Source organism: Butyrivibrio sp. (genome assembly GCF_017940685.1).
GTDB lineage: Bacteria > Bacillota > Clostridia > Lachnospirales > Lachnospiraceae > Butyrivibrio.
Genome location: NZ_JAGAYD010000025.1, coordinates 1 through 12,630, shown reverse-complemented (window position 1 = coordinate 12,630; position 12,630 = coordinate 1). Strand labels below are relative to the sequence as shown.

Genomic DNA, 12,630 nt, shown 5'->3' with positions numbered 1-12,630 from the left:
TCCCTTGTGGATGTTCCCAGGCAGTTCGTGCTGGTGTATCTCATTGGCGTCCACGCATTTTCAGGTCTGGTGGAGCTGCTTCGCGCCATGGAAGCCAGAAGATATGGCGGAAAGAACTGGCGCCTTAAGATGGGACATGGCTTTGTGAATGTAGTTACCTGTATCATCTGCGTTATCTTTTTAAATAACACCAATACGGTAGTGATCGTCTATGCCCTTGGTATCCTTTATTCAGGGGTACTGACACTGGTTTCTGCCTTTAGGAGAACTGCCTTTGTCTACATACAGTAGAGGGATGTTTACATATTTTAAGGAAAGTATTAAAATAACTCCATGTATGCACATTTTTGAAGTGACATGCGTGGAGTTTTTTATTAAACAATTTTTTTGAGAGAAATGGGAGTAATTTGATATGGCATTATTAAAAAAATGGCGCGATATGGCATACTCTGAGACAGCTAACAAGGGCGATCTCCAGAGACTTTGGACAGAGTATTTTGAGAAAGAGCGTGATATTTACGCACAGCTTTTAAAGAACCCTGACGAGACCGTTAAGGGCACAGTAAAAGAGCTTGCTGATAAATACAGTGTAGATCTTATGACTATGGTTGGTTTCCTTGACGGCATCAACGATAGCTTAAAGGAGCAGAATCCTATCGAGGAGATGGAAGAGGACACAGAAGTTAATCTGGGCTTTGAGAAAGAGCTCCTTTACAAGAACATGGTAAACGCTGGTGCAGACTGGCTTTACAACCTTCCTGAGTGGGAGGAGATCTTTGATGAGGACAAGAGAAAAGAGCTCTACAAAGAGGAGAAGGCTTCTCACACCATCAGAAAAGAAGACAAAGTATATCCTAATGATCCATGTCCATGCGGAAGTGGCAAGAAGTACAAGAAGTGCCACGGCAGGGCCAACGCATGATCATTTGATACAAATTGGGGTAGTATGAAAGGATTCACAATGGAAAGAGAAGAATTTTTGGGATTGTACCGCCACTCACTGGCACACATTCTCGCAAAGGCAGTAATCGAGATTTATGGCAAGGAAGTTCAGTACGCAATCGGACCTCAGATTGATGACGGTTGCTACTACGATTTTGTACTTCCTAGGCCAGTAACCCAGGACGACTTCAAGATGATCGAGGACAAGATGAGAGAGATCATCAAGAGAAGAGAAGACTGGACAAGAAAAGAAGTAACCAAGGCTGAGGCTCTTGAACTTTTCAAGGATCAGAAGTTTAAGACTGAGCTTATTAATGACCTCCCTGAGGGCGAGATCATCACTATATATCATACAGGAGACGACTTCGTAGATCTCTGCAGAGGACCTCACGTTGAGAACTCTCAGGAGCTTATGAATGTTTCCTACCAGATCAAGTCTGTTTCAGGCGCATACTGGAGAGGCGATGAAAAGAGAGATCAGCTCTCAAGAATCTATCTCTACGCCTTCCCAAGTAAGGACGAGCTCAAGCAGCACATCAAGCTCATCCAGGAAGCAATGGAGCGCGACCACAAGAAGATCGGACCACAGCTTGACCTGTTCATGTTCGACGAGACAGCTCCTGGTATGCCTTACTGGCTTCCAAGAGGATGGAAGATGTACCAGGCACTTCTTAAGTATTCAAGAGAAATTCAGGAGAAGCACGGATACACAGAGATCGCAGCTCCTCTTATCAATAACAAGAAGCTCTGGCTCATCAGTGGTCACTGGGCACACTATGTAAACAACATGTTCATGGTTCCGGGTCTTGAGGGTCAGGTTAAGGCAGACGCTGAGATCCCTGGCGTTGTTGAGAACATCAATGAGCCTTCAGATGAGCCCAAGAATGTCAAGATCGTAGCTGGTTCTATGATCTACAACCGTGAGCTTGATGACACTATGGCTGCTAAGCCTATGAACTGTCCTAACGCCATGATGACATACAAGAGAACCAATCATTCCTACAAGGAACTTCCTATCAGATACAGTGAGTATGACGTTCTTCACCGCAAGGAGAAGTCCGGTCAGATGAACGGTCTTTTCAGGGTTCAGGAGTTCAGACAGGATGATGACCATACATTTGTAATGGAGTCACAGATCAAGGAAGAGATCGCAGATGTAATTGCAATCGCAGACGAGATCTATTCAACATTCGGAGTAACCTACAGGGCAGAACTTTCAACAAGACCTGAGGACTTCATGGGTGATATTGAAGTTTGGAACAGAGCCGAGAAAGCTCTCAAGGAGATCCTTGATGAGAAGTACGGCGAGGGCGGATACGAGATCAACGAAGGCGACGGAGCTTTCTACGGACCTAAGATCGACCTTCAGATCAAGGATGCTCTTGGAAGAGAGTGGCAGTGCGGAACTGTTCAGCTTGACTTCCAGCTTCCTCACAACTTTGGACTTACATACCAGGCTCAGGACGGATCCATGCAGATGCCTGTTGTTATTCACAGAGCTATCTATGGATCACTTGAGAGATTTATTGGTATCATCATTGAGAACTTCAAGGGTGTATTCCCATTCTGGCTCAGCCCATATCAGGTAGGTATCGTTCCTATCAGAGTAGAGCACAATGAGTATGCAAAGAAGGTTGAGCAGGCTCTTATGAACGCCGGAATCCGTGTAGAAGCTGACTACTCCGACAACAACATGAAGGAGAAGATCAAGAAGTTCAAGAACTACAAGGATCCATACATTCTTGTAATCGGTGACAGAGAAGCTGCTGAGAATACAGTATCTATCAATGTTCGCGGATCCAACAAGCAGATCCAGAACGTACCGCTTGATGAACTCGTAAAGATGTGCTGCACAATGAATAATGAGCACTCACTGGAGCTCATTGATACATACGAAGCATAAATAATTATTAAGGGGCTGAGAAAAAGAATTCATCTTCTCAGCCCCATTTAACTAATCAGTTAAGTCTTATTGAACAAATCCTTAATAACAGGGGTGCAGGGTTTTCATGACAAAATTAAAAAAGCAGACTGCTGCAAATTGGATCGGTCTTGTATGCTTTGTTGCGGCATTTATATGTCTTTTGTGGTCTGTTATTTTATCCTTTTCAATTGACATATGGTATGACGAACTCTTTACCATGGAGTTTGCAAAAAGACCTGTTGGTGAAATGCTGGGACTGGCGGCCAGAGATGTTCATCCGCCGCTCTATTACATAATAGTGCATGTATTTCTGACTGCATTTAATGGGATAGGGCTACTTGGAGATGGCGCAGGGCAGATTGCTCCAGAGGTTTTGGCAAAACTGGTTTCTGTATTTCCTTTCGTGATCATCATGGTCTATGCAGGGACTGTGGTAAGAAAGAGATTTGGACTTCTTGCGGCCGGGATTTTTTCTTTTGCCATTGTATCAATGCCCCAGATGCCTGAGTACACCACAGAGATCAGGATGTACAGCTGGGCGCTTCTGTTTGTCACTGGCATGATGATCCATGGATTTTTGCTGTTTGAAAGCTTTAGAGCAGGGAATCAAAAGGGCTGGGATATTGGAAATGGCCTGGCACTTTGGCTGTATGCTTCGGCTTCTGCCTATACCCACTACTATGCGGCTTTGGCGGCGGGAATCATATTTGGCATGCTGTTTGTGGTGATGCTGGTGCTTTTTGTTAAGGCCATGAAGTCGGAAGGGAAAGAGAGTGTCAGCTTCAAGGCATTTGGAATGCTGATCATCTGCATGAATCTTACAGCTATAGCTTACGTTCCGTGGCTTTCTGTATTTTTATCACAGGCATCGGCAGTTAAGGCCAATTACTGGATACAGCCTGTGGGTATAAGGAGCATTGGAAGTGCCATCAAGCACCTGTTCAAGGGATATTTTGTAAATGAGCTGGTGGCTGTAGTGACCGCAGTAGTATTCTTTGTCATTATTACAGCTCTTTTTATCAAGAATCTTCTTGCTTATATAAAAGACAGACAGGACAGGAATCTGTTTGTGGTACTGTCCTTCCTGGTTCTGCCACTTCTGGTTGCAGGAGGACTTCTTGCGTCAGTGCTGCTTCGCCCGGTTTTTGTCAACAGATACATGCTGCCAGCTTATGGATGCTTTTGGCTGGCTGTGGCTATAATGATTTCCAGAGAGGTTGAAGCTCTTTTCCAAAAGAAAGCTGACACTGAAAAAGAGAAAAGCACTGTAGGCGGTAAAGTCTTTGCCGGCCTCGGAACAGCTCTTTTGCTACTTATCCTGGTTACCGGAATCGTTGACTACAAAAGCTTTATTGGCAATGAGAAGTACAGGATCGTCAACATGGAAAAGACTCTTTCTCTGTTTGAGGATATCAGTCCTGATACAGTGATCATCAGCAATTTCACTCATGTTCAGGGACTTTTGTCCTACTACCTTAACCGGGATTCTGAAGATTACAAGGTGCACCTGTATCAGGAAGAGCCTGAGCCTTTGATCGGCGAGATGGTGCCAGGTCTTGAAACCATCGATGATCCGGTGGATATTGCCAATTACCTTGAGGGCGGAAAAAAGGTTCTTTTCCTTGGAAGTTTTAACAGCAGAGAAGAGCTGGTAAAGCAGTGGGGAGAAGAGTTTGGAATAAAAAATGAGAACCAGGGAAGCTACCTTATGGAGAGGTACTGGTTTGATGTCTTTGCGCTAAAGAACTACTGATCTGGGAGATGTTATGAAAAGAAATACCTACTTGCATAGATTATTACATGATGCCGGACTTATGCTGGCAGTTGCACTTTCAGTGGCAGCAGGAGTTGTTTTCCTTTTTGCTTCAAAGGCTTATGCCAGGGACAACCTTGACCCAGCAAGCTATTGCAGCTTTGTTATCCCACCTGAATTTGAGCCGTCAGAGGAAAAGGGCCTTTTTATCAATCAGAATCATCCCATGGAATCGTCTTCTATCAAATATGATTTCTATGACAATGGCCTTGACGTGATCCTCACCAACAGGGAGAAGGCTGCCGTTAAGGAAGCGGGAGAGGAAGAGACTATTGCAGATGAGTCCACTTCCCTGACAAAAGAAATTTACCAGGAGACCATGGCAGCAGCCTACAACAGCCAGTACGGCCAGGATGTGGGCTTTGCAGTTAGCTCTTTTGACAAGATAACTGTTGATGGTTATCCGGGATACAAGATCGTATCCTCCTATCAGGCCACGGATGAGGAGAGGGTACATCAGACAGTGTACATGCTCCTTAGCAGATACAGGACCTTTACCATCTCGATGCAAAGAGCGGAGGATGATGACTGCGAGGCTCTTTTTGAAGAGTGTGCATCTTCCATACATGTGCATTAAGTGCAGATAGTGTGATATGATATTGTATATAACCATACACATTTACGACAATTAACTATCGATGGACTGAGCATGTTTGAGAAGCTGACGGAACTGATTTCAACTGGTGATTATAAAGAGGCTTTGTACGAGTTTCAGGAGGAGTTTTTTCACATTGATGAAAGGACCCCAATGGAAGCTGCAAAGCTTTGTGTTCTGACGGCTACGCTATGGGAGCAGCTTGAGGACAGTGTTGCGGAGTTTGATACCATAGCAAAAGGCCTTTCTTATGATCCTACAAACTATGAGCTCTTCTATATGCTGGGGCTTTATTATCACGAGATCAATGCTGATCAGGCTTACCTATGCTTTAAGATGGCGCTTATGTACTGCACGGATGACGGTGACAAAGAGGTGATCACGAAGGCCCTTAACAGGCTCCTTGAGAACCGATGCGTCAGAGTTCGTGGCACCAGCGTCATGATCCTATCCTTTAATGATCTTGAGATCATGAAAGACTGTATAAAGTCTGTGGAGGAGAGCTTTCCTAACGATGAGCTTGAGATCGTGGTTGTTGACAACGCTTCTACTGAAGATGGTGTCATAGAGTATCTCAGGGAAAAGGAAAGGTCGGCAGATTATACATTTAAGCTCATAGAAAACAGTGAGAACCTTGGCTTTTCCAAGGGTTGCAACATTGGAGCGGCGGCCTGCGATCCAGGCAATGATATATTCTTTTTAAACAACGATGCAGTTCTGGTACCGGGATCTTTCTTTTACCTGAAAATGGGACTGTATGAAAACAGAAATGTAGGCGCGGTGAGTGCTCTTTCAAACAGCGCTTCTCTTCAGGAGCTTCCAGCATCCTTCTTTGGACAGGAAGAGTCTGAAGACGGGCTTATGTGGCATAAAAGGATTGGATATAAAAAAGCTCTTGAGATATTTAGAGACTGTGCAAGAACAAAAGTAGTGCCAATGTTAAGACCATATCTTGCAAGCTTCAGGCTTACAGGATTTGCTCTTTTGGTTTCCAGGACTGCACTTGACGCAGTGATGATAGATGGAAAGGTGTTTGATGAGCTCTTTTCACCTGCATATTTTGAAGATGATGATCTTTGTATGAGGATCGCAAGAGCTGGATTTTTGCAGTATGTATGCAAGAACAGCCTTATATATCACAATGGTGGCGGCTCCTTCATGGGGGATAACACCCTTTTGGAGAAGGGCCGTGATAAGTTTAAAGAAAAGTGGGGCTTTGATGTATGGGGGTATTCACTGCCTTGGTTTGAAGCAGCAGATAAGGTGGTTCAGATTGCCAGCAGGAAAAAGGGACAGCTGAGGGTATTGGATTTTACCTGCGGATTTGGCGCAACAGGGGCCTATATCAAGGATCTGGTTCCAACGGCCTTCGTTGCAGGAATGTGCAGGACCAGCTTTGAAGCAGGGATTGCAAAAAGTCTTGTGGATGAAGTTGCCTTTGGCGAGATGAACACCATAAGACTTCCCTGGGAGAGCCATTCCTTTGATGTGGTTCTGGCTGAGACCACTATGGTCAGCAGGGGAAGAATATCCGAATGCTTAAATGAGGGAGGAATAGGGATTACTCAGGAGGATTTTGAATGATTTGTCCAAAATGCGGGAAAGGCCTTCCAGAAAAGATGAATATGAAAATAACCTTTTGCCCCATGTGCGGCGAGAGGCTCTTTGAGGCTGGGAAAAAATATATCATTGAGATCCAGTGCGCAGGACAGCGAACTCCAGATGGCGATACCATGAAGATGTTTGTTGATGACAAGCAGCTTTATGAGATCATTCCCGGAGAAAACATCTGCGTTGTGGTCAATTCCGGATATCATACCCTTAAGTTCAGACACAAGATAAGAAATAAGTCCATTGATCTTTTGGTAAATTCAAGCTACCTGATAAAGACATATTACAACAGCCTGTCAGGCCTTATTGAGACCAGCATTCTTAAGGTGGAGGATTCTGAAGGCGGCATTGATCCTAATGAGCTTAAGGACAAGCAGGTTGCAGTTCCTGTAATGGAGTCAGAGGATGGAACAAGGTCCTTTGATGTGATACTGGGAGAGGATGATCCGGACTACGAGATCAAGGTTACATCAGGACTTCGTGAAGGAACTCTGAGGCTTTACTCTGAGAGATGCGAGTTCAGCGTAGAGGGCAACTTCAAGAACGAGATCACGAGCTACAAGGATGTGGCTGAGGTTAAGAAAAAAATGGGTTCCATCGATATAATTTGTGATGGAAATGTTCATAAAGTTTATAGTATTCCGAAAGATACCTACAATGAAGTATTGGCATATTTAACCAATAGGATCAGTGCTGTTAAGGGCCGAGAGTAAGGTCAGAAATTTGGCGCACTAAATAACATTTATTAACAAATGATAAACTGAGAACAAACAGTGCTTTTGTACTGTTTGTTTTTTCGTTTATATTACAAAAATTCGTAGAAGCCAGTAAACATGAGGGTTCTCAATGTTGACGGTAAAAAGTCTTTTATTGTAACAATGAATTGTGAAAAAAGTGTGAACACTTTCGCAAATTCTTGTTATAGAGTAGATTTTCGTTAAAATGCCAAAAAATTGTAGGCAAAGTCAATAATTTTTTATTCGAAAATTCCCCCAAAAAGTGAATGACGAAAAAACGTCTATGTGTTATTCTTATTTGTGCAAAAGGAAAGAGATTTCACAAGATAAAAGAAATAATAAGGAGGTAGTGCCATGACAAAGGCTGAAATTTTAAAAAGAGAAATTCTTTCACAGTATAAAAGTGTTAGGCAGTTTGCAATAGATATGTCTATTCCATACAGTACACTTGTAACAGCATTAGATAGGGGAATCGAAGGTATGGCTTACGGAACAGTAATCAAGATGTGTGATCGTCTCAATCTCAACCCAGTAGATTTTTCTACACTTGAACAGGGTACAGATCTTGGCAAGAAGATCGTTGAGAACAGAGTTATGCAGCAGTACGTTAAGCTCAACAAGGCTGGAAGAAAGAAGATCCTTGATATGATGGGTGACTTCTCACAGCTTGATAAGTACCAGGCTGATTGATAAGGATGAAAACACTCCGCTGATTTGATATAATAATCAGCGGAGTTTTTTTGTTCTTTAAATTAGGAGGGTGTAAATGAAGTATGACTATTTAGTTGTGGGTGCAGGTCTGTTTGGAGCAGTATTTGCACACGAGATCAACAAAAAGGGTAAGAGCGTTCTTGTGATCGATAAAAGAGATCACATCGCTGGAAATATATACACAGAAAATGAGATGGGTATCAATGTCCATAAGTACGGAGCTCATATTTTTCATACCACGGACAAAGAGGTCTGGAACTATGTAAATGAGTTCGTGGAGTTTAACAATTACATCAACAGCCCTGTAGCTGTATATAAGGATGAGCTCTACAATCTTCCGTTCAATATGAACACCTTCAGTAAAATGTGGGGAGTTAAGACACCGGAAGAGGCCAAAAAGATAATAAAGGCCCAGGCTGACAAGGAAATCGAAAGGATGAACAGAGAAAAAGGTACCAGCGAGTTTAGTGCTGACAACCTTGAAGAGCAGGCCCTTAGCCTTGCTGGAAGAGATATCTACGAGAAGCTTGTAAAGGGATATACAGAGAAACAGTGGGGTAGAGACTGCAAGGATCTTCCTGCCTTTATAATTAAGCGACTTCCCATGAGATTTATCTTTGATAACAACTACTTCAATGACAGATATCAGGGAATCCCTGTTGGCGGATACACACAGCTTGTGGAAAAGCTTCTTAAGGGAATACCTGTAAGAACAGGCACTGACTACTACGACTTTGTCAAACTTGAAGGATCAGTTCCTGTAAAGCCTTATACATCCCATGAGGGTGATACCTTTGACAAGATACTGTTTACCGGAATGATCGATGAATTTTTTGGATACAAGCTTGGAACTTTGGAGTACAGATCCTTAAAGTTCGAAACTGAGAGCCTTCCAGATGTGGACAACTACCAGGGCAATGCAGTTGTTAACTACACAGAAAGAGAAGTTCCATATACAAGGATCATCGAACACAAACACTTTGAGTATGGCACTGGCAAGGGAACTATCATAACAAGAGAGTACCCGGCTACATGGAAGCACGGAGATGAGCCATACTATCCAATGAATGATGACAAGAACAACTCTCTTTATGAAAAGTATAAAGAGCTTGCGGCTGAATATCCTGATATCCTGTTTGGCGGAAGACTTGGTCAGTACAAGTACTACAACATGGACCAGGTAGTAAGGGCAGCACTTGATATGAGCAGAAGATAAAACATATAGATTATGAAAAAGGCCCCGGGCATATGATGCGCGGGGCCTTCTGCTGCAGGATCCTTCCTGACAGCTATATTATTTCAAGTCGCCTCTTCTGCAGCAGAGGGACTGAAGGCGAAGATGTTTCAGCAATAATTGTTGAACATCATGCCTGAGTATTCGCTGGTGATGTACGGAGATGTGTAGTCCCTGCTGTCCGGGTTTTTGTAGTTAACAACTGGACGCTCTACGTACTTCATAGGGTCAACCGAGATGTCTTTTGTCTTAGCGATAAGACTGTCGGCGAAACTGTTTACAGGTGCAAGGGACTCAGCAGAACTGCTGCCTGACGCTGCCTGTTTAAGGAGCTCTTCATCTATCTTCAGAGTTCCGTCGCCCTCAAGGGAGATTCCAATGTCCTGAGCATTTGCCAGATGTTGCTGGGCTATTCCGATGATCTCACTTCTTAGCTTGCTGCTCTTGAACTTGTCGTCGGTCTTGCCGGATGCATCCTGAACAAAACTGTTGTAGTTGTTGATAAGAGAGGTGACGTGAGAAACGAGAGCCTCATTGTCCTTTTTAACACCTACATGTATAGGACCGGTATCAGTTGTTGTTTCCTTTATATTAATGTCAAACTTGCCACCAACAGTAAAATGATTGGATATGGCGGCCTTCGATTCGCCGTTAAGTGTGAAGTGGGCGTTGGATGCCGGCTCAGATACCTTATCAAGTCCAAGGTATGCAACGGAGCCAGATGCAAGACCACTTGAGGACTCGAATATCTCAAACTGGCTTATCTCGCCCTGTTTAAGTCCTGTGTGGGTGGAGGCTATCTCAAGAGCTGACCTCTCGCCGTCTTCAAGGATCCTTGCTGAAAGCCCTACATTTGCTTTGTTGATAAGCTTTTCAAGCTTTTGCTGAACGTCGATGTTCTTATCATTATTATATATACTGAATTGGAACTCGTATTCCTGGCCATCGATCCTGACATCAAATGCGTAGTTGTCAGCTGGAAGTCCGGTTGTATCCTTAGGAAGGAATCTTCCCTTGTTGACCTGGCTGCTGGCCAGCTGGCTTACCTCGATATCAAATTCGATATTTCCGATATCCTGTTCCGGAGTCTTACCTATGTAAGAAGCGCTTACCTTGTCCTCATCAGTAGTAAAAGCAGAGGAGTGGTTCAAAGAAGATTTATCTTCGTGATCGCTGAGCCTTTTGATACTGCCCTGGAGCTGACGAGCCTTTTCTTTTATATCTATAGCATCGTTTCTGGAACTGTCGTCGTCTGTTAAAAGATAAAGAGGGGATTTTTTGTTTATTTTTGCAATAGACTTATACACATCCCTAAGCTCATCCTTACGATGGGCGTCGGCCTGTGTAACATCTTTGGATACATAATCCTGTATGAAATGGTTATAAGCACCATTTAGAGAAATGCCTGCCATAATGCCCCTCCTTTCTTCCATGATGTACGTACGAGTCCTTACTCTCTACCAATCCTTTGGTATCTATCGCACGAGGGCATATCAAGCCACGTTTAGTTACTTTCATTTTACTTAATAAGCGTCAAATGTCAACATATGTATGCGTTTTTTTGTAAATTTTATATAATGTTAATAATTCGAGTCATCCAGAAAAAGAACTTTTCATTCTGAAAAAATGTGTTGACGAAGGTATTAGTCTATGTTATAGTTGACAAGCGACAAGAGATTTATGTCTTTTTTTTTATGCGCAAAAATGGACAATTTATTAACGCGCGGAGGTGAAATAATGCGTACAAGAATCACATTAGCATGCACAGATTGCAAGAATCGTAACTATGACACAACTAAGGATAAGAAGACACATCCTGATCGTGTAGAGATGAAGAAATACTGCCCATTCTGCAAGAAGCATACATTACATAAGGAAACAAAATAATCCGTCCTTATTAATAGAGGTAGATAATACATGGAAAAGATCAAAAGTTTCTTCACAGGTGTAAAAGCAGAGTTTGGAAAGATCATATGGCCTACAAAGGACGATGTTACCAAGCAGACAACAGCAGTTGTTGTGGTATCTGTTATTTGTTGCGCTCTGATCGCTGTATTGGACTATGCATTTGAATATGGAATGAATTTTGTAACTTCCATTTTCTAATTTAAAGGAGATAATATGTCAGAAGAAATGGAAAAGAATCTAGAGCAGGACGCTCTAAGTTCCGCCGAGACAGTATCTGATGAGGTATTATCAGATGCAGAGAATCTAGGCACTGATGCAGGAGCAGGCGCTGCCACTGAGAATGAGAATGCTCATTGGTACGTTGTTCATACTTATTCTGGATACGAGAACAAGGTTAAGGCCAATCTTGAGAAGACAATTGAGAACAGACATCTTCAGGACAAGATCCTTGAGGTAAGAGTTCCTCTTCAGGATGTTGTTGAGGTCAAGAATGGCGCAAGAAAGAATGTTCAGAGGAAGATGTTCCCTGGATATGTTCTTGTAAACATGGATATGAATGATGAGACCTGGTATGTTGTAAGAAACACAAGAGGTGTTACAGGTTTCGTAGGACCCGGATCCAAGCCGGTTCCACTTACTGATGCAGAGATCAAGCCACTTGGCATCAAGACAGATACAGTATCTGTTAACTTTGGTGTTGGTGATGAGATCGCAGTTATCGCCGGCGTTTGGAAGGATACTGCAGGCGTTGTACAGAGAATGGATTTTGGCAAGCAGACTGCTACCATCAATGTGGATCTGTTTGGAAGAGAGACACCTGTAGAGATCAGCTTCGCAGAAGTTCGCAAGATAGATTCTTAATTTGGTATTTATGCGCTTTGGCGTGTGAATATATAGCTCATTTTATGAGCATGTCACTGGAGTGGGAGTGGTACCTGGATTTCCCGGGAGGAATGCCACGCCGACCACATATTTTCAGGAGGTGCCAGAATGGCAAAGAAAGTCGAAGGATATATTAAGTTACAGATCCAGGCTGGTAAAGCAACACCAGCACCACCAGTTGGACCAGCACTTGGTCAGCATGGTGTAAACATCGTTGAATTCACAAAGCAGTTCAACGCACAGACAGCAGATAAGGGTGACGTTATCATCCCT

At 43.2% G+C, this 12,630-nt stretch carries 13 protein-coding genes and 1 pseudogene; 13 read left to right on the top strand and 1 reads right to left on the bottom strand.

The genetic code is table 11. From position 1 onward, the window contains the following. From J6I68_RS01915 to glf, 9 genes are all read left to right on the top strand, one after another. The coding region (locus J6I68_RS01915) for a hypothetical protein (protein WP_292216804.1) at positions 1–291 on the top strand (291 nt) is incomplete at its 5' end. Positions 292–412: 121 nt separating this feature from the next. After that, complete coding sequence (locus J6I68_RS01910; RefSeq protein WP_292216802.1) at positions 413–922, top strand: SEC-C metal-binding domain-containing protein; 510 nt, start codon at positions 413–415, stop codon at positions 920–922. A gap of 39 nt (positions 923–961) precedes the next feature. Further along, positions 962–2,845 carry a threonine--tRNA ligase gene (gene thrS, locus J6I68_RS01905; RefSeq protein WP_292216799.1) on the top strand — a complete coding sequence of 628 codons (1,884 nt, stop codon included), beginning with the start codon at positions 962–964 and terminating at the stop codon, positions 2,843–2,845. A gap of 106 nt (positions 2,846–2,951) precedes the next feature. Continuing rightward, positions 2,952–4,619: a glycosyltransferase family 39 protein gene (locus J6I68_RS01900; protein ID WP_292216796.1), complete on the top strand. Its 1,668-nt coding sequence runs from the start codon at positions 2,952–2,954 to the stop codon at positions 4,617–4,619. A gap of 13 nt (positions 4,620–4,632) precedes the next feature. Further along, complete coding sequence (locus J6I68_RS01895; RefSeq protein WP_292216794.1) at positions 4,633–5,256, top strand: hypothetical protein; 624 nt, start codon at positions 4,633–4,635, stop codon at positions 5,254–5,256. Between the two features lie 72 nt (positions 5,257–5,328). Further along, the gene (locus tag J6I68_RS01890) at positions 5,329–6,858 is read left to right on the top strand and encodes a glycosyltransferase family 2 protein (RefSeq protein WP_292216792.1); all 1,530 of its coding nucleotides are present in this window, start codon (positions 5,329–5,331) and stop codon (positions 6,856–6,858) included. Next, positions 6,855–7,598 (top strand): hypothetical protein, encoded by a 744-nt coding sequence (locus tag J6I68_RS01885; protein ID WP_292216788.1) that lies wholly within the window; start codon positions 6,855–6,857, stop codon positions 7,596–7,598. Before J6I68_RS01890 ends, J6I68_RS01885 begins: the two co-directional genes overlap by 4 nt. A 378-nt stretch (positions 7,599–7,976) precedes the next feature. Further along, a complete protein-coding gene (locus J6I68_RS01880) occupies positions 7,977–8,312 on the top strand; it encodes a hypothetical protein (protein ID WP_022765107.1) in 336 nt (111 codons plus the stop codon). A 76-nt stretch (positions 8,313–8,388) separates the two neighbouring features. Beyond that, positions 8,389–9,549 (top strand): UDP-galactopyranose mutase, encoded by a 1,161-nt coding sequence (gene glf / locus J6I68_RS01875; protein ID WP_292216785.1) that lies wholly within the window; start codon positions 8,389–8,391, stop codon positions 9,547–9,549. A 128-nt stretch (positions 9,550–9,677) separates the two neighbouring features. Here the strand turns inward: glf and fliD are convergent, their stop codons facing one another. Further along, complete coding sequence (gene fliD, locus J6I68_RS01870; RefSeq protein ID WP_292216783.1) at positions 9,678–10,979, bottom strand: flagellar filament capping protein FliD; 1,302 nt, start codon at positions 10,977–10,979, stop codon at positions 9,678–9,680. A 325-nt stretch (positions 10,980–11,304) separates the two neighbouring features. Here fliD and rpmG point away from each other — a divergent pair, with 325 nt between their 5' ends. From rpmG to J6I68_RS01850, 4 genes and pseudogenes are all read left to right on the top strand, one after another. Continuing rightward, positions 11,305–11,454: a 50S ribosomal protein L33 gene (gene rpmG / locus J6I68_RS01865; RefSeq protein ID WP_013281689.1), complete on the top strand. Its 150-nt coding sequence runs from the start codon at positions 11,305–11,307 to the stop codon at positions 11,452–11,454. Positions 11,455–11,484: 30 nt separating this feature from the next. Next, positions 11,485–11,673 (top strand): preprotein translocase subunit SecE, encoded by a 189-nt coding sequence (gene secE / locus J6I68_RS01860; RefSeq protein WP_292204101.1) that lies wholly within the window; start codon positions 11,485–11,487, stop codon positions 11,671–11,673. A 15-nt stretch (positions 11,674–11,688) separates the two neighbouring features. Continuing rightward, the gene (nusG, locus tag J6I68_RS01855) at positions 11,689–12,336 is read left to right on the top strand and encodes a transcription termination/antitermination protein NusG (protein ID WP_292204102.1); all 648 of its coding nucleotides are present in this window, start codon (positions 11,689–11,691) and stop codon (positions 12,334–12,336) included. 129 nt (positions 12,337–12,465) lie between these two features. Further along, positions 12,466–12,630: pseudogene (locus J6I68_RS01850) on the top strand (50S ribosomal protein L11); the annotation flags it as partial.